Source organism: Stutzerimonas sp. VN223-3 (genome assembly GCF_045999685.1).
Lineage (GTDB): Bacteria > Pseudomonadota > Gammaproteobacteria > Pseudomonadales > Pseudomonadaceae > Stutzerimonas > Stutzerimonas stutzeri_AR.
Genome location: NZ_RBEC01000001.1, coordinates 1,545,629 through 1,568,762, shown reverse-complemented (window position 1 = coordinate 1,568,762; position 23,134 = coordinate 1,545,629). Strand labels below are relative to the sequence as shown.

General features: G+C 60.1%; 13 protein-coding genes. 10 read left to right on the top strand and 3 right to left on the bottom strand.

Annotated features, from left to right (window positions below):
• Positions 1-129: 129 nt before the first annotated feature.
• Positions 130-942 (bottom strand): exodeoxyribonuclease III, encoded by an 813-nt coding sequence (gene xthA, locus D7241_RS07010; RefSeq protein ID WP_408100894.1) that lies wholly within the window; start codon positions 940-942, stop codon positions 130-132.
• A gap of 166 nt (positions 943-1,108) precedes the next feature.
• Between xthA and D7241_RS07005 the strand changes: the two genes are divergently transcribed.
• The 6 genes from D7241_RS07005 to D7241_RS06980 all read left to right on the top strand — a co-directional run bounded on the left by D7241_RS07005 (position 1,109) and on the right by D7241_RS06980 (position 11,112).
• Complete coding sequence (locus D7241_RS07005; RefSeq protein WP_408100893.1) at positions 1,109-1,747, top strand: GNAT family N-acetyltransferase; 639 nt, start codon at positions 1,109-1,111, stop codon at positions 1,745-1,747.
• A gap of 145 nt (positions 1,748-1,892) precedes the next feature.
• Positions 1,893-3,620 (top strand): autotransporter assembly complex protein TamA, encoded by a 1,728-nt coding sequence (locus D7241_RS07000; RefSeq protein WP_408100892.1) that lies wholly within the window; start codon positions 1,893-1,895, stop codon positions 3,618-3,620.
• A 17-nt stretch (positions 3,621-3,637) separates the two neighbouring features.
• The gene (locus tag D7241_RS06995; RefSeq protein ID WP_408100891.1) at positions 3,638-7,306 is read left to right on the top strand and encodes a translocation/assembly module TamB domain-containing protein; all 3,669 of its coding nucleotides are present in this window, start codon (positions 3,638-3,640) and stop codon (positions 7,304-7,306) included.
• Positions 7,307-7,727: 421 nt separating this feature from the next.
• On the top strand, positions 7,728-9,080 hold the full coding sequence (locus tag D7241_RS06990; RefSeq protein ID WP_255976134.1) for a sodium:alanine symporter family protein: 1,353 nt from the start codon (positions 7,728-7,730) through the stop codon (positions 9,078-9,080).
• A 49-nt stretch (positions 9,081-9,129) separates the two neighbouring features.
• Positions 9,130-9,630, top strand: coding sequence for a thiol peroxidase (gene tpx / locus D7241_RS06985; protein ID WP_408100890.1), 501 nt, complete (start codon positions 9,130-9,132; stop codon positions 9,628-9,630).
• Positions 9,631-9,933: 303 nt separating this feature from the next.
• Entirely contained in the window at positions 9,934-11,112 is a 1,179-nt protein-coding gene (locus D7241_RS06980; RefSeq protein WP_408101202.1) for an NAD(P)-dependent oxidoreductase, read from the top strand.
• Positions 11,113-11,243: 131 nt separating this feature from the next.
• Here the strand turns inward: D7241_RS06980 and D7241_RS06975 are convergent, their stop codons facing one another.
• Positions 11,244-12,710, bottom strand: coding sequence for a lipid II flippase MurJ (locus D7241_RS06975; RefSeq protein ID WP_408100889.1), 1,467 nt, complete (start codon positions 12,708-12,710; stop codon positions 11,244-11,246).
• A 284-nt stretch (positions 12,711-12,994) separates the two neighbouring features.
• Here D7241_RS06975 and D7241_RS06970 point away from each other — a divergent pair, with 284 nt between their 5' ends.
• The 4 genes from D7241_RS06970 to D7241_RS06955 all read left to right on the top strand — a co-directional run bounded on the left by D7241_RS06970 (position 12,995) and on the right by D7241_RS06955 (position 21,984).
• The gene (locus tag D7241_RS06970; protein WP_408100888.1) at positions 12,995-14,239 is read left to right on the top strand and encodes an MdtA/MuxA family multidrug efflux RND transporter periplasmic adaptor subunit; all 1,245 of its coding nucleotides are present in this window, start codon (positions 12,995-12,997) and stop codon (positions 14,237-14,239) included.
• On the top strand, positions 14,236-17,316 hold the full coding sequence (locus D7241_RS06965; protein ID WP_408100887.1) for an MdtB/MuxB family multidrug efflux RND transporter permease subunit: 3,081 nt from the start codon (positions 14,236-14,238) through the stop codon (positions 17,314-17,316). Before D7241_RS06970 ends, D7241_RS06965 begins: the two co-directional genes overlap by 4 nt.
• Positions 17,317-17,416: 100 nt before the next feature.
• On the top strand, positions 17,417-20,521 hold the full coding sequence (locus D7241_RS06960) for an efflux RND transporter permease subunit (protein WP_408100886.1): 3,105 nt from the start codon (positions 17,417-17,419) through the stop codon (positions 20,519-20,521).
• Positions 20,518-21,984 (top strand): efflux transporter outer membrane subunit, encoded by a 1,467-nt coding sequence (locus D7241_RS06955; RefSeq protein ID WP_408100885.1) that lies wholly within the window; start codon positions 20,518-20,520, stop codon positions 21,982-21,984. Before D7241_RS06960 ends, D7241_RS06955 begins: the two co-directional genes overlap by 4 nt.
• A 69-nt stretch (positions 21,985-22,053) precedes the next feature.
• Here D7241_RS06955 and D7241_RS06950 read toward each other — a convergent pair whose 3' ends face one another.
• Positions 22,054-23,046: a TRAP transporter substrate-binding protein gene (locus D7241_RS06950; RefSeq protein ID WP_336605346.1), complete on the bottom strand. Its 993-nt coding sequence runs from the start codon at positions 23,044-23,046 to the stop codon at positions 22,054-22,056.
• Positions 23,047-23,134: the final 88 nt, after the last annotated feature.

The following is a 23,134-nucleotide window of genomic DNA, read 5'->3' as shown; positions in this document are numbered from 1 at the left end:
AAGAAGGTTTGTTTACCGTTACGTGACGGCGGGCCGAAGCGAGAGTGTGAAATTGCTGCGCTCGGTTAGAACCCACGATGTCTCGCCGCGCGGCGGTCGCACGACGCGGCGGATACGGGGCAGCAACTATCAGTTCAGCTCGATCCAGACCGGGCAATGGTCGGAGGGCTTTTCCATGCTGCGGATGTCGTAGTCGACGCCGCAGTTGGTGACGCAGTCATGCAGGCCGGCGGTGGTCAGGATTAGATCGATGCGCAGACCGCGGCGCGGATCGTCCTCGAAGCCGCGGCTGCGATAGTCGAACCAGCTGAAGCGATCGACCACTTCCGGGTTGAGCGTGCGGAAGCTGTCCTGTAGCCCCCAATTCTTCAACCGCGTCAGCCATTCACGTTCTTCCGGCAGGAAGCTGCACTTGCCGGTGCGCAGCCAGCGCTTGGCATTCACTTCACCGATACCAATGTCGCAGTCTTCCGGCGAAATGTTGAAATCGCCCATGACGGCAACTGACTGATCGGGAGTGAAGCGCTCTTCCAGCAATGTCTGTAAGTCAGCGTAGAACTTCGTCTTGGCGGGAAACTTGGTGGGGTGAATACGACTCTCGCCCTGCGGAAAGTAGCCGTTCATCACGGTAACAGGCTGACCATTGGCATCGGCGAAGCGGCCCCAGATGAAGCGCTTCTGCGATTCTTCACCATCGCCGGGAAACCCCTTATGGATTTCCAGCGGAGCCTGCCGCGATAGCAGTGCGACGCCGTAGTGACCTTTCTGGCCGTGGTAGTGGACGTGATAGCCGAGGGCCTCGATCTCGGCCTGGGGAAACTGCTCGTCGGCCACTTTGGTTTCCTGCAGGCCGATCACATCCGGCTGATGCTTTTCAATAAGTGCAGCCAGTTGATGAGGTCTTGCGCGCAACCCATTGATATTGAAAGAAACAAGCTTCATCGGTGCAGGCTCCGGCAAAACCGGGATTCTAATCGCTTGGGCAGATCGGCGCGAGCCGTGTCACGCGGGTCGGCAATAACCGGCTTGGAGAAGGCACGACCGCCGAGCCGGTGCTAACGTGAAATCAGCGCTCGACAACAATAAGAACATCAACAAGAGAACCGCCATGCCGATGCCTGCCGAAGTACGAATGCTGGACAGTGGTTACGCCAGGGAAGCGCGCTCACTGCTCTATAACGCCTATCGACACGAACCCACATTCGCTTATCTGTTCGAATCCGACCGTCCTGGTTACGACCAGCGCGTGCGTGCAACGGTGCGCGAACTGGTCAACCAACATTTTATGCAGGACCAACCGGCGCTGGGGCTGCTGCTGGACGATCGACTCATCGCCGCCGCCTTGATCGCACCGCCGCAACGACGCCTCGATATTACCGAGAGCTGGGCGTGGCGCATGCGCATGTTGCTGACCACCGGTTTTCGCTGCACCCGGCGCTACCTCGACTATCACGCGGCAGTGCTTGGCTGCCTGCCGCCGGGCACTTTTCATGTGCTGCCGTTGATGGCTGTTCATCCGCAATTCCAAGGGCAGCATTACGGCGAACAGCTGCTCGAGGCCCTGCACAACTGGTGTGCAGCGGACGCGGGCTCACAGGGGTTGATGATCGATACCGGCAACCCGCGCTATCTGCATTTCTATGAACGCCAGGGCTACGAGAACATCGGCCAAGTGGCCATCGGCCCGGTGGTCGAGCATGTGTTTTTCCATCCCGCGCCGCGTCAGGTCGAAGCCAGCAGCGGTTAGTGGCGAATTTTGCTGTTTGCCAACAGTCCAACCATCGGATGTCCGAAGAAGTCTTCCCAATGTCTTGCTTGACGCTGTATGTGCCGTGCTACACGCATCGATGCCATCCCGAGCCTCGGTGTGCGTCGTGCTAGCATCGCTCGTCATGCACTTATCTCTCATTGGCCGAATTGTCGCGTCCGGACTTACGTTGCTTGTAGTTTCATCCGCTACCGCTGCGGAGCTGGACGTCAATGTCGAGCCCTCCAACGCTGAGTTGCGCGAGAACGTCGAAAACTATATTGGCGAGCTGGGCGACCGTAGCGAGCGGGAACTGCTGCGCTACAGCCGTATAGCGCAGCAGCAAGCGCAAAAAGCGCTCCAGGCTCTGGGCTACTACAACGGCCAAATCGAATCCGAAGTCACCGGCGGCGAGAATCCACAGTTGACGCTGCGCATCGAGCCCGGCGAGCCGGTTCGGCTGCGCAACATCACGGTGCGGGTGGAGGGGCCTGCTGCCGAGTTACGCGCCTTTCGCGTCCCGCGCAACACGCTGAACGCTGGCGCCGTGCTCAATCATGGGCAGTACGAGGAAGTAAAGCAGCAGATTCTCAACCAGGCTTCGCGCTATGGATTTTTCGATGGCCGCTTCAAAAGCCAGCGTCTGGCGGTCGACCCTGCCGCGAACGCCGCCGACGTGGAGCTGGTGTTCGACAGCGGCCCCCGCTACGTGCTGGGCGATGTGCGATTCGAGGGCGATTCGCCCTTCGACCCCGATCTGCTGGCGCGCATGGTGCCGTTCGAAGCTGGTACTCCGTATGACTCGGAGCTGGTGGCCGATCTCAATCAGGCGATGCAATCGAGTGGCTACTTCGAAGGCGTGCGGGTCGATGCCAATCCTGCCAATGCCGAACAGCAGCGTATTCCGGTAGCGGTGCAACTGACCACTCGCGAGCCCCGTACCCTGGGTCTCGGTCTCGGTTATTCGACCGACGTCGGGCCGCGTATGCGTTTCGATTTCCTTCGGCATTGGGTCAACCCGCAGGGCCACAGCTACGGCATCGAGTCCGAGCTGTCTGCCCCACGGCAAAATGTCGGGCTCTACTACGACGTGCCGCTTGATCCGCCACTGACGGACAAGCTGCGTTATGCCGCGGGCTATCAATATGAACAGCTGGCCGACAATGACAGCCTCAGCCAGCTATTGACGGTGGGCCCCGAGTGGCACCGCAAGCTATCTAGCGGCTGGCAGCGGGTCTGGTCGCTGAAATGGCGCCACGAACAATACGAGCTTGGCGACGATTCAGGCGTCAGTACGTTGCTGATGCCCGGCGTTGCCTATAGCTACCTGCGCAGCGATAACCGTATCGACCCCAGCCGTGGCTATCGCCTGGAATTCGAGCTGGCCGCCGCGAAGGATGGTGCGTTGTCAGATGCGGACCTGATCCATGCGAACACCACCCTCAAAGGTCTGATCACACTCGCCGAGCGCCATCGCTTCCTGGGCCGCGTTCAGGTCGGCGGAAACTGGACCGACGAATACACCAACGTACCGCCGTCGCTGCGCTATTTCGCCGGTGGCGATCAGAGTGTGCGCGGCTATGACTACCAGAGCCTGTCGCCGACCAACTCCGATGACGACCGAATCGGTGGTCGTTATCAACTGGCGGTCAGTGCCGAATATCAGTACTCGGTAACGGACAAGTGGCGGGTGGCTACGTTTGTCGATCAGGGCAATGCGTTCAATTCGCTGGAGTTGCCATCCCTTAAAAGCAGCGTGGGTCTGGGCGTTCGCTGGGTTTCGCCGGTTGGGCCGATCCGCGTCGACCTGGCGCATCCGCTAGACGACGACGGAGGGGTGCGGCTGCATTTTTCCATGGGGCCGGAGCTTTGAGGCGTACCACGAGGATTATGGGTTGGGCACTGCTGGTCGTGCTTGCAGTGCTGTTGTCGATCGTTCTGGCTGTGGGCGCCGTGCTCGGCACCACGTCGGGCAGTCGCTGGGCCCTGAGCAAGATTCCAGGGGTGCAGGTCGAACAGTTCGAGGGGCGTCTTGGCGGTCGTTGGCAGGCGGAGCGGCTGATTTGGGAACAGGACGGCAGCCGCGTCACGGTAGCGTCACCGCAGATGGATTGGTCACCGGCGTGCCTGCTGCGCATGACCCTCTGTATCGAGCAACTGGTTGCCGGGGATATCGATCTGCAATTTCCGCCCAGCCCTGATGAGGAACCAAGCGAGCCCTTTAGCCTGCCCGAAATCACATTGCCGCTGGAGCTTCGAATCGAGCGAGTCGAGATCGGCCGGCTTCGGCTGAATGACGTCGAACAGTTGCAAAGCCTGCAACTGCGCGCGGACTGGCGTAAGGACGGTCTGGACATCAAGGCTTTACAGGTGCGCCGCGAAGATCTTTCGCTGGATATGGCTGGCCGCGTGCAACCGAACGGCGATTGGCCGCTGGAACTGGCGGGCAATGCAGCCATCCAGTCGCCTAGTCAGCAACCCTGGGCGCTGAAGATCGCGGTGGATGGTGAGCTACGTGAGCACCTGATGCTGAATGTCGAAAGCCAGGGCTACCTCGATGCCAAGCTCAGTGGCCGGGTACGCCCGTTGGAGCCGGAGCTGCCGGCGAATCTGCTGTTGGTGATCGAGCGTTTCAAGGCCACCCCTGAGTTGCCCGATGCGCTGCGCCTGGATAGTTTGGAGCTGACCGCCGAGGGCGATCTAAATCAGGGTTACCGGGTAGTCGGCGAGGGCAGCTTTCAAGGCGAGGGCGGCGCGGTCGGCATCGCCTTGAACGGCTTGATCGACGCCACTCAGGCGCAGGTGGAAGAGCTACAGCTGGAAGCCGACGAGGGTCGGCGGATCAGCTTGAACGGGCAGGTCAATTGGCAGGATGGATTAGCGGGCGAAGCGGAATTGGCCTGGCGCGATTTCCCCTGGCGCAGGCTGTATCCAGGCGTGGAAGAGCCGCCCGTGGCGCTGCGCACGCTAAACGCACAATTGCAGTATGAAGACGGCAATTACCTGGGCAACTTCAATGCGGCGCTGACTGGGCCTTCCGGCGACTTCACCTTGCAAAGCCCTATCAGCGGCGACCTCGAAGTTGTGCACCTGCCACAACTTGAGTTACAGGCCGGGCAGGGCGCGGCCACCGGAAATCTAAGCGTGGGCTTCGCCGACGGTATCGACTGGAATACCACCTTGAATCTGAGCGGGCTCGATCCTTCCTACTGGGTCGCCGAATTGCCAGGCCAACTCGGTGGCATTCTCAGCAGCCGCGGCACCCTGCGCGACGAGCAATTACAAGCCGAAGCGCATCTTGATCTGGACGGCACGCTGCGCAAGCAGCCGCTACATCTACAGCTGGAGGCGAGCGGTCAGGACGACACTTGGAGTGTCCCCCGCATTGATCTACAGCTCGGTGACAACCGGGTCCAGGGCAGCGGCCGCTGGGCCAAGACGTTGCAGGCAAACCTGAGTCTGGATTTGCCGCGTTTGGCGCAACTCTGGCCTGATCTGCAAGGTCAGCTGGCCGGCAACCTGAGCCTGGCGGGCACGCCGCAAGCACCCCAGGGCGAGCTGGCGGTCGAGGGAAACAACGTTGCGTTTCAGGATAACCGCGTGGAACGCCTGCAGCTGGCAGCCAACCTTCAAGAGGGGGAACGCGGTCAACTGCGGCTCACCGCTGACGGGTTACGGGCAGGTGAAACCGATCTCGGCCAATTGCAGGTAAATGCGGACGGCACCCGGCAGGCGCACGAGGTCGAACTGCGGTTGCAGGGCCCGTTGCTGAATCTTTCCCTGGCGCTGGACGGCGGGCTGCACGGCGAGGATTGGCGAGGGCGGTTGGTGCGAGCAGAGTTGGACGCAAAGGGGCAGCAATGGGCGCTTCAGCAACCGGCATCGCTGGAGCGGCTGGCCAGCGGCCGGATCACGTTTGGTGCGCACTGCTGGGGCTCTGGCCCCGCCACGCTGTGTGCCGAGGACCAGCGCCTACTGCCTGATCCACAGCTGCGTTATCACCTGCGTGATTTCCCTCTGGAATCGATCGGTGCCTACTTGCCGAACAATCTGATCTGGCAAGGCGAGGTCAACGCCGACCTGTCGCTGGATCTACCGAGCACCGGTCCCAGCGGGACCATTCGCGTCGATGCAGGTCCAGGCACGCTGCGCATGCGCGACGGCGAGCGGTGGCTGGAATTTCCCTATGCAACCCTGGCGTTGAACAGCGAGTTGACGCCGCAACGAATCGATAGCCGATTGCGCTTCGAAGGCGGCGAACTTGGTGAACTCGATGTGCGCTTGCAAGTTGATCCAAGCACTGATGCGAAAGCCATCTCCGGCAGCTTCCGCCTGAGCGATTTCGATCTCTCCGTGGCCCGACCCTTCGTCGCTCAGGTCGAGCGGCTGGAGGGGCAGCTGAACGGCAATGGCGAGCTGTCCGGAAGCTTGCAGCAGCCGCAGGTCAACGGTGAGCTGATCCTCAGCGGCGGTGAGATTGCTGGCAGCGAGCTACCGGTCAGTTTCGAGCAGTTGCAGATTCACGCCGTCATCAACGGTGAGCGTGTGCGCCTCGATGGCGACTGGCGTAGCGGCGAGCAGGGGCGGGGCGAGATTGCCGGCACGCTGGACTGGCGCGACGCGCTGGACCTGGATATGCGCGTGAGTGGCAGCCGGCTGCCGGTTGTCGTCGAGCCCTATGCCGAATTGGAGGTCGAGCCGGATCTACGGTTGCAACTGACCGATGATCAACTGGCCGTGACCGGCAAGGTCCGCGTGCCCCGCGGCGCTATCACCGTTCGCGAATTGCCGCCGTCGACCGTCAAGGTTTCCGAAGACACGGTGATCATCGGCGAAGAGGCCGAAGAGGCGCAGACGCCGTTGGCAATTCGTATGGATATCGATGTCGAAGTGGGCCAGGACCGGCTGCGGTTTTCAGGTTTCGGCCTGACTGCTGACCTTGCCGGTTATTTGCATATCGGTGACAACCTCGATGCCCGCGGCGAGCTCAATCTCAACAATGGGCGCTACAGGGCCTACGGCCAGCGCCTGACCATACGCCGAGCGCAACTGCTGTTTACCGGCGTACTGTCACAGCCATTCCTGAATATCGAGGCCATTCGGCGGATCGAGGCCGATAACGTCATCGCTGGTTTGCGTATCACCGGCAGCGCCGAACAGCCGCGGGTCAACGTGTTTGCCGAACCCGCGATGAGCCAGGAGCAGGCCTTGTCCTATCTTGTGCTTGGGCGGCCGCTGGGTGCCGATTCTGGCGATAACAATATGCTGGCACAGGCCGCCCTCGGGCTCGGCCTAGCCGGTAGTGCGTCAATAACCGGAGACGTTGCGCAGCGTCTGGGCATCCAGGATTTTCAACTCGATACCGAAGGCAGCGGCGCCGAGACCAGCGTAGTCGCCAGCGGGCGACTGACCGACCGTCTGACACTCCGTTACGGGGTTGGCGTATTCGAATCTGCCAATAATGTTGCTCTGCGTTACCGGCTGACCAAGCGCATTTTTCTCGAAGCCGCTAGCGGGCTGGCCAGTTCGCTTGACGTGTTCTATCGGCGTAATTTTTAAGGCGCTACGGCGTTACATCTACGCTTGAAAAAAACGTAGCGAATCGACTGGCGGCGCTGCTCCCTTGGGCTACTCTGTTGGGCTTACGTAACCGGCAACCGGGGGTGACTGTTCGGTCGATCTGCAAGCCTCTCAGTGTCTTTTCGATGCTGTGCGAACGGCATGTAAAACGGCGTTGCGCCAAGCGCTTGTGGTGGTGGTAGGATCGCTCGGTCGCTCCTTGCGTCGCAGCTATTACAGGGCTCTGGCAAGGGTTCTGCAAGTTGTCGGTAGTAGTACCCAGCACATGAAGTCAGGGTCATTACTGGCCGTTTCGGTAGAGCGGGAGAGGCAGTCAGGCTATAGGCGTTGTGCTTCTACTGCGCTCCGACGCGGGCCGCTCGGGCAAGGATGTCTAACATAATCAATAAGGGTGCCTTGAATGGAATTCCTGCAAAACCTGGTCAATAGCGTTAACGGTCTCGTCTGGGGACCTCCCATGCTGGTGCTGATTCTCGGCACCGGTTTCTTCCTCATGATCTTGCTCAAGTTCATGCCTCTGGTGCGCATCGGCACCGGCTTTGCGCTGATCTGGCGTGGACGCGCAAAGGGCGATGAGTCAACAGGCGAAATCAGCCCGTTCCAGGCGCTGATGACTTGCTTGGCCGCCACCGTCGGTACCGGCAATATCGCCGGCGTCGCCACTGCGATCTTCCTCGGCGGCCCTGGTGCGCTGTTCTGGATGTGGTGCACGGCGCTGGTGGGCATGGCGACCAAGTACTGTGAGGTCGTCCTGGCGGTGCATTACCGTGAGAAGGATGATCGCGGCGAGCATGTCGGTGGCCCGATGTATGCCATCAAGAATGGCCTGGGCAAGCGCTGGTTATGGCTGGGTGGCGCTTTTGCGATCTTCGGCGGGCTGGCCGGTTTCGGAATCGGCAACATGGTGCAGGTGAACAGCATGGCGCTTGCGCTCGAGAGCACCTTCTCGGTGCCGCTGTGGGTCACCGGCCTGGTCACCATGGTGTTCGTCGGGCTGGTTATCCTGGGCGGCATCAAGCGGATCGGTGCAGTAGCCGCCGCGCTGGTTCCGTTCATGTGCGTGGCCTATGTAATCGCAGGTATTGTGGTGCTGGTGGTCCATGCGGCTGAGATCCCGAGGGCATTCGACCTTATCTTTACCCATGCCTTCACGCCAATCGCTGCCACTGGCGGCTTTGCCGGTGCGGCCGTCATGGCCGCGATTCGCTTCGGCGTGGCGCGCGGTATTTTTTCCAACGAGGCAGGACTGGGTACTGCCGGTATCGCGCAGGCAGCCGGCACCACGCAGAGTTCCGTGCGCTCCGGCCTGATCGGCATGATGGGGACGTTCATCGATACCATCATCATCTGTTCCATTACCGGTCTGGCAATCGTCTGCTCGGGCGTCTGGACGGGTGGCGAAAGCGGTGCTGCACTGTCGGCCGCCGCGTTCGAATCGGCCATGCCTGGATTCGGGGCTGCAGTGTTGACGATCGCCCTGGTGGTATTCGCCTTTACAACCATCCTGGGCTGGAGCTATTACGGTGAGCGGTGCTGGGAATTCATGGTCGGCACCAAGGCGATCTGGCCGTTTCGCGTCGTCTGGGTACTGGCGGTACCGTTCGGCGCAATCGCGCAGCTGGATTTCGCCTGGTTGTTTGCCGATACCCTCAACGGGCTGATGGCCATTCCCAACCTGATCTCCCTATTGCTGCTGAGTCCGGTCGTGGTCAAGTTGACCAAGGAATACTTTGCCCGTAACCCGGTAGCCTGATAATCCGGGCCGCGAGAGCCTCTCGCGGCCTATGACCGAAGGAGTTCACATGACTGAAATTACCCACAGAGGCAACCCGATAAAGGTTGTTGGTGCCGTCCCGCAAGTCGGTCAGAAAGCCAAGCCGTTCAGCTTGGTTGGCGGTGACTTGGCTGATGTTGCGCTGAGCAGCTTCTCCGGCAAGCGCAAGGTTCTTAATATCTTCCCGAGTATCGATACACCGACTTGTGCCACGTCGGTGCGCAAGTTCAATGCTCAAGCCAATGGGTTGGATAACACGGTGGTGCTGTGTATCTCCGCCGACCTGCCGTTTGCCCAGAAGCGCTTCTGCGGTGCCGAGGGCCTGGAGAACGTGGTCAATCTTTCGACCATGCGTGGCCGCGAGTTCCTCGAGGATTACGGTGTGCTGATCGCCACTGGCCCGCTCGCTGGCGTATCTGCGCGCGCGGTCGTCGTGCTGGACGAACAGGATCAAGTGCTGCACAGCGAACTGGTCGCCGAAATTGGTTCCGAGCCTGATTACGAAGCTGCCATCGCATCGCTCAAGTAGGCTCAACTGATAGGAAGCGGTGCAACGCCGTTTCCTTCGCTTATTCTAAAATCTGGCGACAGAAATAACGCTTGAGTTATCCATCCCTTTTGTCGTTATCAATTGGCTGAAATCCCCTGTCAGCACTTAGCTTGCATTAGCGCATTCCTACGGATTGCTGCGATCACGATGGCGTTAGGCCAGACTTTATCAATTGCCTACAAAATCTTTTTCTTTCGCCGCGGTCCTAGCATCGTTGCCCATTGAATGGATTCGCTTATGTCTACCTCGCGCGTCAAGAAGATCGGTGTATCCGGCACAGGAATGATCGCCCATTGTTTTGTTCGGTTGATCAAGCAGCACTACCAGGATCTGGAAATCTCCCGAGTATTGACCCGTCGGCCGATAAACTCCTTCACCGATTTCCCACTGACCGATCGCCTCACCAATTCTATCGACCAACTGATCGACAGCGCTGACCTGATCGTCGAGTGCAGCGGTGATGTATTCCATGGCACCGAGGTCATCGAGCGTGCCTTTGAAGCCGGCCTGCCGGTGATAACGATCAATGCCGAATTGCAAGTCACTACCGGCTCCTATCTGGCTGGCAAGGGCTTCATCACCGAGGCTGAAGGCGACCAGCCGGGATCGCTGGCGGCACTCCATGAGGAGGCCCTGATGATGGGCTTCAAGCCGTTGGTATACGGCAACATGAAAGGCTATCTGAATCACGATCCGTCGCCAGAGGACATGGCCTACTGGTCAAAGCGTCAGGGCATCAGCATCGATCAGACGACTTCATTCACCGATGGCACTAAGGTGCAGATCGAGCAGGTAATCGTCGGCAATGGCCTTGGGGCGACCATCACCAAACAGGGGCTGGAAGGGCTCGCTTCGACGAACCTGACTGAAACGGGCAACCTCCTGGGCATGATGGCCGAGCGCCTTGGCCATCCTTTCGTGGATTATGTAATTCCTTCAGGCTATCCGGCCGGCGGCGTGTTCATGGTTTGTCGACACGACGATAGCCAGCGGTCCGCAATTGAATATTTCAAGCTTGGTCCCGGTCCCTATTACACGCTGGTGCGTCCGTTCCACCTGTGTTCGCTGGAGGTCGGCAAAACCGTCCGCCGTGTGCTCAATGGCGGTGGCGTGTTGCTGAATAACTCGACCGAGCCGACGCTAGGCGTAGGTGCAATCGCCAAGCGAGCCATGCGTGCCGGTGAGTTGATTGAGCGTGGTATTGGTGGATTCCAGTTCCGCGGCGAGGCGATCAAGCTCGATCAGAATCCCGATCACGTTCCGATCGGACTGTTGCGCAAGACAGCGCTCAAACGCGCGGTCGAACCAGGGCAGCTGATCACCTTTGATGATGTCGACATTCTGCCAAGTCGCGCGCTGGAGATCGTCCTACAGCAGCGTGCAGAGCGAGTCGCGGCGGTCAGCCATAGCTTGGAGACGAGCCCGACAGGGTCGGTCGGGATGATGGTCATGGGTGGCTGATGGCTGTTATGCAAATCAAACGAAGGCCGCTGATGCGGCCTTCGTTGTTTTTGCCCCTGGATTGAATCCGTAATCGCGTCACATCGGTTGCTTGATCTGCGGCACAACAGCAGCCAAGCAGCTCCGTACGGTCAGACCTTCTTCATTGACCAATAGGCCGGTTTGAACAGGTCCCGCTCGCCCAGCAGTACCACACCTGCCGCAAAGGCACATAACACCAGCGCAATGTACAGGCACAACTGGAGCAGGCCGTGCGGGGCGGGTAGCCAATGCAGCGCCGTGGCGACTGCTGCTCCGGTGGCTACCCAGCGCAAAAGGACGCTCAGCGCCAGACCTTTTGGCGATGCCCGATAGACATAAAGCCCCATGAACAGCGCCTGCAACGCCGCTCCGCTGGAAAACGCAAATGCCAGGCCTTCGGCACCGTATGAACGGTAAAGCAGTGCGTCGAGACCGATTGTCAGCGCGGAACTGACCAGCGTAATCGCCAGAAACAGCCGCGACCGATGTTGAGCAAGAAGGGCGCGCCCCCATAACAGCGCCAGCCCCATCGCAGGGAGACCAAGCGCATACAGGATCACCAGCGATGCCGTGGCGTCGGTTTGCTTGGCACCGAACTGGCCCCGTTCCAGGAGCACCGATACAACCGTCTGCGGGAACGAGCAGAGCACCACCGTGGCCGGGATCAGAAACAGCAGAGTCGCCAGCAATCCCTTGCGTATCACCACGGCGTGGCCGCTGAGGTCATCGTCGTTCCAGCTGGAAACGAAGCGAGGGAAGAGCACCGAAAGCACCGACAGTGCATAAAGCGTGAGCGGAATCGTGACGATGCGGAACGCAAACGACAGCATCGTGATGCTGCCTTCGTCGAGAAAGGAGGCGAACATCCGCTCGGCGAGAATGCAGCCCTGTTGCGCGCCGGCGGCCAGTAGAATCGGGGCGAATGCGAGGCCGAAGCCACCACCGTGACCGGTCGCTTCGACCTCGACACCTCCGCGCAGATAAGCAATACGGCGGTGCTGAACCAAGATCAATGCCAGCTGGGGCAGCAGCATGCCGACAAAGATCACCATCCCGGTGGGTTGAAACAACAGGATGCCGATGATCGCGCCGGCATTGAGTAGCACCGTTCGTGTCATCGGCAGGATGAACACCTCATTCATATTTAGCAGTGCGCCCTGGCAATACAGTACGGCCTGAACAGCGATCAACACAGCGCCCACGCAGAACACCAATTGGCCGGAGGCAACCTGAGCGTCCGACCAGCCTGGCGCCAGGAGGTTGAGGATCCAGTAGCTGCCGACGATGGCGATGGCGCTCACAGCGGCGCCCATAAGCATCACACGCCAGTAAAGCCAGCGGCTCACGGTTTCGAACAGGGCTTCTGATTGGCTGCGCAATTTCTGCAAGTACGGAATCATCGCATCGCGAAGCGCGAGGCCGAGGAAGTTCTCGAAGAACATCGGCAGGATCAGTGCGACGAAGATAAGGTCCGCTTCCCAGCTCAGGCCGAAGGCCTTGGCAATGAACAGGTCGCGCAGAAAGCCGAGAAGAAAGCTGGCGACAGTCAACGCCAGGATGACCAGTGATGCGTTCATTCCTTGATCCTGTACAGGCCATTATCGAGTGGCCTGATGAAGTCGGCATATCGCATCCGATTGAATGGATCGCCAGCGGTAGTTTCGTGAATCGCGCCCGGCAGAACCCTGGCGAACGATACATAGACTGAACGACTGAAACATGGTTCCTGTGCGTTATGAGCGCGCTTGACGGTCCGCAATCGCCGCGGACAAGTGCGGATACGTAAAAATGCCGTAAATCCCCTTTGCGAGCGGGGCGTGACTGCTTATGGTTCACGCTCATTTCCAAGCGAACCCAGTTCATGTCCGAGGCAAACACTTCTTCTACCGGCTCCGCGCGGCGCTGGCTGATCATTGGCGTCGTGGTTACGGCTATTGCGTTGCTGCTTTGGTGGCTATGGCCGACCGCAACCGAGACACCTCAACCACAGCGCGGCGGGCGTGCGGCTTTCGGCGCGCTTGGTGGGCCTACGCCGGTGCGCGTTGCATCGGTCGAACAGGGGAAATTCGAGGTCTATTCCAAAGCGCTCGGCACAGTCACTCCGCTGAATACGGTGAACGTGCGCAGCCGTGTTGCCGGCGAGTTGGTCGACGTGCGTTTCGATGAAGGTCAACGGGTCAGTGCCGGCGATCTGCTTGCGGTAATCGATCCGCGCCCCTACGAGGTGGCGCTGCAACAGGCAGAAGGCACGCTCCAGCAGAACCGCGCGTTGCTGCAGAACGCACAGGTCGATCTCAAGCGTTATCGGGGATTGTTCGCCGAAGACAGTATTGCCAAGCAAACCCTCGATACTCAGCAGGCGTTGGTCAATCAATATCAGGGAACGCTTGCGGCCAACCAGGCGGCGGTCAACGAAGCCAAGTTGAACCTGCAGTTTACACAGATCCGCGCGCCGATAGATGGTCGCGTCGGCCTGCGGCAGCTGGATGCAGGGAACCTTGTCGCTGCCAACGACACCACGCCACTGGTCGTCATCACCCAGACCCAGCCAATGGCGATCAGCTTTACGTTGCCCGAAGGTGAACTGCCACCGGTCATCAGCCGTTTCCGTCGCGGTGATGAATTAACCGTGCAGGCCTGGGACCGTGGCGAGCGAATACTCTTTGGCGAGGGTGTGCTGGAAAGCTTCGACAACCTGATCGATCCGACCACAGGCACCTTGAAAATGAAGGCTCGCTTCGATAACGAGGCGGAGCTGCTGATACCCAATCAGTTCGTCAACGTCCGCCTGCGCGTAGAGACTCTGGATAACGCCATCCTGATCCCTTCGGCAGCGCTGCAATTCGGCTCTCGCGGCAATTACGCCTATGTGGTCGGCGAAGATTCCAAAGTCGAGCTGCGCACTTTGGAAGTAGGACCGAGCAACGGCGAGATGACAGTCATTACCAACGGTCTGAGCGTCGGCGAGCGGATCGTCATGGAGGGCACCGATCGCCTGCGTGACGGCAGCGAAGTGGAAGTGGTAGACCGCAAGAAACTCGCCGAAGAGGCAGCCGAAAATCCCAAGGTCGATCCTAAGAGTGACAAGGAGCGTTCAGCGCGATGAATATCTCGCGGCTGTTCATTCTCCGGCCGGTGGCGACCACACTGACCATGGTCGCCATCCTGCTGGCGGGCTTGATCGCTTACCGCATGCTGCCGATTTCGGCGCTGCCGCAGGTGGACTACCCGACCATCCGCGTACTGACGCTGTATCCCGGCGCCAGCCCTGAAGTCATGACCAGTGCCGTTACCGCGCCGCTGGAACGACAGTTCGGTCAGATGCCGGGGCTGACGCAGATGTCCTCGACCAGCTCCGGTGGCGCTTCGGTGATCACCCTGCGTTTCTCGCTGGAGGTCGAACTGGATGTGGCCGAACAGGAAGTACAAGCGGCCATCAACGCGGCGGACAATCTACTGCCCAACGATCTCCCGGCCCCGCCTGTGTACAACAAGGTCAACCCGGCCGACACCCCGGTGATGACCCTGGCGGTAACGTCGGAAAGCCTCGCGCTGCCGCAACTTCATGATCTGGTCGACACGCGCATGGCGCAGAAACTGGCGCAGGTCAGTGGCGTGGGCATGGTCAGCATCGCCGGTGGCCAGCGCCCCGCGGTACGTATCCAGGTCAATCCCGAAGCCCTTGCGTCCTATGGACTGTCGCTCGCCGACGTCCGCTCTCTGGTGACAAGTTCCAACGTCAATCAACCCAAAGGCAACTTCGACGGACCAACGCGGGTGTCGATGCTCGACGCCAACGATCAATTGAAGACGCCAGAGGAATACGCCGAACTGATCCTGGCGTACGAGGACGGTGCGACGCTGCGTCTGGAGGATGTCGCCGAGATCGTTGATGGCGCCGAGAATGAGCGTCTCGCTGCCTGGGCCAACGAAAGCCAGGCCGTGCTGCTGAACATCCAGCGCCAACCAGGCGCCAACGTTATCGAGGTGGTCGAGCGCATCCAGGCGCTGCTTCCGGAAGTCACCGCCAGCATGCCGGCCGGGCTCGATGTGGTCGTGCTTACCGATCGCACACAGACCATCCGCGCTGCAATAACCGATGTACAGCACGAACTGCTGATGGCCACGTTTCTGGTGGTAATGGTCACCTTCGTCTTTCTCAAACGGCTATCAGCGACGATCATCCCGTCGATCGCCGTACCGCTGTCGCTTGTCGGCACTTTTGCGGTGATGCACCTCGCCGGGTTCTCTCTGAACAATCTGACGCTGATGGCCCTTACCATCGCCACCGGCTTCGTGGTCGACGATGCCATCGTCATGCTCGAAAACATCGCACGCCACGTAGAGGAGGGCGAGACGCCGCTCCAGGCTGCCCTCAAAGGTGCCAAGCAGATCGGTTTCACGCTGATCTCGCTGACGCTTTCGCTGATCGCGGTACTGATTCCGTTGCTGTTCATGCAAGACGTGGTGGGGCGTCTGTTCCGCGAATTCGCCATCACCTTGGCAGTCGCCATCCTGATTTCGCTCGTGGTGTCCCTGACCCTGACGCCGATGATGTGCGCCAAACTGCTCAAACCCGCCACAGCGGAGAAGTCCGGACCGGACTGGGTTGAACGGCTCATCGGCGGGTACGCGCGCTGGCTGACCTGGGTGTTGGGGCACCAGACCCTGACCTTATTGGTTGCCGTGGCTACGCTGGGACTGACCGTCGTGCTTTATCTGGCGGTGCCGAAGGGCTTTTTCCCGGTGCAGGACACGGGTGTGATCCAGGGCATTAGCGAAGCCCCACAATCAATTTCCTTTCGGGAGATGAGTGAGCGCCAGCAGTCGCTGTCGCGCGTCATTCTCGCCGACCCGGCGGTGGCCAGCCTGTCGTCGTACATAGGCGTCGATGGCGACAACGTGACCCTCAATAGTGGTCGCTTGTTGATCAACCTAAAGCCTCACGGTGAGCGGGATGTCACGGCGAGCCAGGTCATTGATCGTCTGCGGCCGGAGTTGGCGAAACTGCCAGGCATCGAGCTGTATATGCAACCGGTGCAGGACCTGTCGATCGAGGACCGGGTCAGCCGTACGCAGTTCCAGTTCAGCCTGGAATCTCCAGATGGCGAACTGTTGCAGGAATGGACGCCGCGCCTGGTGACGGCCTTGCGTGAGCGCCCCGAACTGACCGATGTCGCCAGCGATTTACAAAGCAATGGTCTGCAGATCTACCTGGATATTGATCGCGATGCGGCCGCTCGCCTCGGAATCGAGATATCGGCAATAACCGATGCCTTGTACGACGCCTTCGGCCAGCGGCAGATTTCGACCATCTTCACCCAGGCCAGCCAGTATCGCGTGGTGCTCGAGGCCGAGACGGGCAGCCGTCTTGGTCCGCAGGCGCTTGAGCAGTTGTTCGTGCAAAGCGAGGGCGGCACGCCGGTGCGGCTATCGAGCCTGGCGACGGTGGAACAGCGCAACGCGCCATTGCTGATCAATCACATCGGCCAGTTTCCGGCGGTGACGCTATCGTTCAACCTGGCTGACGGCGTATCGCTGGGCAAAGCGGTGGACGTCATCGAGGGGGTCGAGGCCGAGATCGGATTGCCAGCAGGTATTCAGAGTCGCTTCCAGGGAGCCGCCGAAGCTTTTCAAGCTTCACTGTCGAGCACCTTGCTGCTGATCCTGGCGGCGGTGGTGACCATGTATATCGTGCTTGGCGTGCTTTACGAGAGTTACATTCACCCAGTCACCATCCTGTCCACGCTGCCATCGGCGGCGGTTGGCGCCTTGCTCGCGCTGTTGCTGACCGGTAACGACCTGGGACTGATTGCCATCATCGGCATCATTCTGCTGATTGGCATCGTCAAGAAGAACGCGATCATGATGATCGACTTTGCCCTCGAGGCCGAACGTCAGCAAGGCATGAGCCCGCAGGATGCGATCTACCGGGCCGCGCTGCTGCGTTTCCGCCCGATCCTGATGACGACTCTGGCTGCACTGTTCGGCGCGGTACCGCTGATGCTTGCGTCGGGTTCCGGTGCCGAGCTGCGTCAGCCGCTGGGCCTGGTACTGGTTGGTGGTTTGCTGTTGAGCCAGTTGCTGACGCTGTTCACCACGCCGGTGATCTATCTGTTCTTCGATCGACTGGGCCAACGATTTGCCCGGAAAAACGTGAAAGGGCAAGAGGTAGGTGTATGAGCGGTTCGCGGCCAGCCCGTAGGATGGCAGGGTGGCTAGAGCGCTCGGCGCTGCCGGCTCGTCCAGTCTCCAGCCTTCAGTCTCCAGTGGCTTTTGCGCGATGAACCTGTCCGCACCTTTCATTGCCCGTCCGGTGGCGACCATGTTGCTGAGCCTGGCGATCCTGCTGCTGGGCGGGGTCAGTTTCGGACTGCTGCCGGTATCGCCACTGCCGAACATGGATTTTCCGGTCATTACGGTACAGGCCAGCCTACCCGGCGCCAGCCCCGAGATCATGGCATCCAGCGTGGCGACGCCGCTGGAGCGGTCGCTCGGCAGCATTGCTGGCGTCAACCAGATGAGCAGCCGCAGCAGCCAGGGCCAGACACGGATCATCATCCAGTTCGACCTTGATCGGGACATCAACGGCGCTGCGCGGGAGGTTCAGGCGGCGATCAACGCGGCGCGTAATCTATTGCCCAGCGGTATGCGCAGCATGCCCACCTATCGCAAGGTCAACCCGTCGCAGGCGCCGATCATGGTGCTATCGCTCACTTCCGAAGTGCTCGACAAAGGCCAGCTCTACGACATCGGCTCCACGGTGCTCGCGCAGAAATTGTCGCAGGTGCCAGGAGTCGGTGAAGTGCAGGTAGGCGGGAGCTCACTGCCGGCGGTGCGAGTGGAATTGCAACCGCAACAGCTGGAGCAATACGGCGTATCGCTCGATGAGGTGCGCGAAACCATCGCTTCGGCTAACGTGCGGCGGCCCAAGGGCATGGTCGAGGACGACAATCGCCATTGGCAGGTGCAGGCCAACGATCAGCTGCACGAGGCTGCCGATTACCTGCCCTTGATCATCCGCTACGAGGACGGTGCAGCGTTGCGCTTGAGCGACGTCGCCGAGGTCCGGGACGGCGTCGAGGATCGCTATAACGACGGCTTCTTCAATAATGATCGTGCCGTGCTGCTGGTGATCAACCGACAGGCCGGCGCCAACATCATCGAAACCATCGAAGGCATTCGCAACGAGCTGCCGGCATTGCAGGCAATCGTGCCCGGCAGCGTCAACATGGCGGTGGCGATGGATCGCTCGCCGGTGATCCGCGCGACTTTGCATGAGGCCGAGCGGACATTGCTGATCGCTGTGGGTCTGGTCATCGTGTTGGTGTTTCTCTTTCTTGGCCGATTGCGCACCGCGCTGATACCGGCATTGGTGGTGCCGGTGTCGCTGGTCGGTACCTTCGCGGTCATGTATCTGCTCGGCTTCTCGCTCAACGTGCTCTCGCTGATGGCTCTGATCCTCGCCGCCGGCCTGGTGGTGGATGATGCCATCGTGGTGCTTGAGAACATCGCCCGGCACATCGATGAGGGTATTCCGCCGATGCGTGCTGCTTACATCGGCACCCGTGAAGTCGGCTTCACGCTGTTGTCGATGAACCTCTCGCTGGTGGTGGTGTTCATCTCGATTCTGTTCATGGGCGGCATTGTCGAGCGGTTGTTTCGTGAATTTTCCGTCACCCTCGCGGCGGCCATCCTGGTCTCGCTACTGGTGTCGCTGACGCTGACTCCCATGCTTTGTGCGCGCTGGTTGAGACCGCATCAGCCCGAACATGATGGTCGTCTGCATCGCTGGAGCCACGACGCTCATCAATGGCTTTTGCGTCACTATGATCGTTCCCTGAGTTGGGCGCTGCGCCACCGCCGAATCACCTTGCTGACGCTGCTGGCGACTATCGCCCTCAATGTCGTCCTCTACATTCAAGTGCCCAAGACGTTCCTGCCGCAGCAGGACACCGGCCAGCTGACGGGCTTTATCCGCGGCGACGATGGCCTGTCGTTCCAGGTCATGCAGCCGAAAATGGAAATCTATCGTAAGGCCGTCCTGGCGGATCCGGCTGTAGAAAGCGTGGCGGGTTTCATCGGCGGGCAGGGCGGCATCAACAACGCCTTTATGATCGTCCGGCTCAAGCCGTTGGAGGAGCGCAAGATTTCCGCACAGAAGGTGATCGAGCGCATCCGCAAAAATCAGCCGAAGGTGCCGGGCGGGCGCATGTTCCTGATGGCCGACCAAGACTTGCAGTTCGGCGGTGGCCGGCAGAGCAGCTCGGCGTACTCCTACACCTTGCTGGCCAGCGACCTGGCAGATCTGCGCACATGGTTGCCGCAAGTGACACGGGCGCTGATGGCCTTGCCGGAGCTGACCAGCATCGATGCCAACGAAGGCGAGGGTGCACAGCAGATCAGCCTGAAGGTCGATCGTGATGCGGCCAAGCGGCTTGGTATCGACATGAGCACGGTCACGACCATGCTTAACAACGCCTTCAGCCAAAGGCAGATTTCCACCATCTACGAGTCGCTCAACCAGTATCAGGTGGTGATGGAGATCGATCCGGCCTATGCCCAGCATCCCGAGGTGCTGGAGCAGATCAACGTCATCACCAGCGACGGTCGAAGGGTGCCGCTGGCTGCGTTCGCGCGTTACGAGCGCAGCCTTGAAGAGGATCGGGTCAGCCATGAGGGGCAGTTCGCCGCAGAGAATATCGATTTCGATCTGGCGCCGGGTGTCAGTCTCGATCAGGCGACGCAGGCCATCGAGCGTGCAGTGGCCGCCATTGGCATGCCCAGCGAGGTGCAGGGACGTCTGGGCGGCACCGGCGATGTCTTCCAGTCCGTTCAGCAAGGCCAGCCGTTGATGATTCTGGGTGCCTTGCTACTGGTGTACATCGTGCTCGGCATACTTTACGAAAGTTACATTCATCCATTGACGATTCTTTCCACGCTGCCATCGGCCGGTGTCGGTGCACTGCTGGCGATCATCCTGACGCGCGAGCAGTTCAGTCTGATTTCCCTGCTTGGGTTGTTTCTGCTGATCGGAGTGGTAAAGAAGAACGCGATCCTGATGATCGACCTGGCACTGCAATTCGAGCGTAACGATCGGCTGTCTCCTGAAGAGTCGATCCGCCGCTCCTGTCTGCTGCGTTTCCGCCCGATTCTGATGACCACCATGGCTGCCATTCTCGGCGCGCTGCCGTTGCTGTTGGGCGGAGCCGAAGGAGCCGAGATGCGACAGCCGCTGGGCTTGACCATCATCGGCGGGCTGCTGCTGAGTCAGATCCTTACCCTCTACACCACGCCGGTGGTCTATCTGTACCTGGACCGCGCGCGTCATCGTTTCAACAGCTGGCGCGGTGTGCGCACCGATGCTGCACTGGAAAATCCGCTATGAGTTCGTTGCATTTGAAACACCCCATGCGTCCTCTGGCCCTGGTGGCCATGGCGTTTTCACTGGGCGCCTGTACGCTCGGCCCCGACTATCAGCGGCCAGACTTACCGATGGCCGCTGAATTCAAGCAAGCCGAAGGCTGGAAGGCCGCGGCGCCGGCTGATGTCTTGCAGCGTGGTGACTGGTGGACGCTCTATGGCGATGCCGAGCTCAATGCGCTGGTGGGGCGGCTGAACGTTTCCAATCAGAACCTGGCGGCTGCGGAAGCTCAGTATCGCCAGGCACGAGCGCTGGTGCGTGGCGCGCGATCGCAGCTGTTCCCCATCGTGGGGGCCAGTAGTGGCGTGTCGCGTGGAGGGCAGGGCAGCAGTTCTTCCAATAGCTCGTTTTCAGAGGATTTCGGTAGTAGTAGCGGTGTGAGCGAGAGCTACGAAGTCGGCCTCGACGCCTCTTGGGAGTTGGACATATGGGGGCGTTTGCGGCGCAATCTCGAGGCCAATCGAGCCAACATGCAAGCGAGTGCGGCGGATCTCGCGGCAGTCCGCTTGAGCCTACAGTCCGAGCTGGTTCAGACCTACCTGCAGTTGCGCGTGATGGACGAACAGCAGCGGCTGCTGGATCAGACCGTCGAGGCGTTCGCACGCTCGCTACGCCTGACCGAAAACCAGTACCAGGCCGGCATAGTGCCGAAGTCGGACGTCAGCCAGGCGCTGACCCAGCTCAAAAGCACCCAGGCCCAGGCGATTGATCTGCAATGGCAACGTGCGCAGATGGAACATGCCATCGCGGTGCTGATAGGCGTGCCGCCATCGGAATTGAACATTGCTGAGCGTAGCGATATTCCGCAACTGCCTGAGGTGCCGTTGGCATTGCCATCGCAGTTGCTGGAGCGTAGGCCGGACGTCGCCTCGACCGAACGCCAGGTGATCGCCGCCAATGCCCAGATCGGCGTGGCTGAGGCGGCCTGGTATCCGGACCTGACCCTGAGCGCCAGCGGCGGTTATCGCAACAGCAGCTTCAGCGACCTGATCAGCCTGCCCAACCGCTTCTGGTCGCTGGGTCCGCAACTGGCACTGACGCTGCTCGACTTCGGCAGCCGGCGCGCCGAGCTGGAGCAGGCCGAAGCCAGTTATGACCAGACCGTGGCGAACTATCGTCAGACAGTCCTCGACAGCTTCCGTGAAGTCGAGGACAACCTGGTACAACTGCGGGTTCTGGCCGAGGAGGCGGTCGTACAGCGCGAAGCACTGGAAGCGGCGCAAGAGTCGCTGCGTTTGATCGAAAACCAGTACCGCGCCGGTACCGTCGACTTCCTTAGCGTGGCGACTGTACAAACCACCGCGCTGAACAACGAGCGCACCAATCTCACGCTGCTGGGCGACCGCCTGACTGCCAGCGTGCAACTGATCGCGGCACTGGGTGGTGGCTGGACTATCGAACAGCTCGAGCGCGAGCCGGATCTTTAACAGACAGCGTTATTCAGGAACGAAAAAAACCAGGCCGAGGCCTGGTTTTTTTCTGCTGATGACGGTAACTCAGTGACGCTGTTTGCGATTCACCGTCTGTGCCGCCTTGATGATGTCGGCGCCGATAACCGGCTCGAACTCCTTCCATACCGGTCGCATGGCTTCACGCCAGGCTTCGCGCTCTGCTGGGGTCAGCTCGATGATTTCCGAGGTGCCGGCTTGGCGAATGCGCTCGCGATGGGCTTGGTTGGCTTCTTCGGCCGCACGGTTAACCTCGTAGGTTACCTCGTCGATGATGCCTTCAAGTTCGGTGCGAATTTTGTGTGGGATGCCGTACCAGAAGCGCGTATTGCTCACCAGCATGTAGTCGAGCACGCCATGATTGCTCTCGGTGATGTAAGGCTGCACGGTATGCATCTTCTTGCTGTAGATATTCGACCAGGGGTTTTCCGCGCCTTGGACGGTGCCGTTCTGCAGCGAGGCGAAAACATCGGCAAAAGCGATCTTTTTAGTAGGCGCCCCCACTTGAGCGAATTGTGATTCCAACACCGCAGAAGGCTGAATGCGGAACGCTAGTCCGGTGGCATCGCCTGGTAGGCGCAGCGGCTTGGTTGCCGACAGTTGCTTCATACCGTTGTGCCAGTAGGCCAGGCCGGTAATATTTTCCTTTTCCATCGAGCGCAGCAGCTGACGCCCCTTGGCGCGCTTCTGAAAGCGGTTGACGGCTTCCAGGTCGTCGAACAGGAAAGGCAGGTCGAACACTTGCACCTGTTTGGTGTATTTCTCGAACTTGGCCAGCGAGGGTGCCAGTAGCTGGACTTCGTTGTTGCTCAGAGCTTCCAGTTCGGTGGCATCGCCAAACAGCGTGGAGTTTGGGTAGACCTCGACGATCACCTGGCCCGGCAAGCGTTCTTCGACCAGTTTTTTAAACAACAGGGCGCCCTTGCCCTTTGGGGTTTCTTCGGCGACGACGTGGGAGAACTTTATGACTATCGGCTCTGCTTCGACCGTTGTCGCGGTCAGTGCCAGCATCAGTCCGGCGAGGGTGATGATCGGCTTGATCATTGAAAGGCTCTTTATTTTGGTTGGTTGGCATTGCATCCGTGAACCGGATGCGATTGAGCTTCAACGCGACGTTATGCCAAATAAG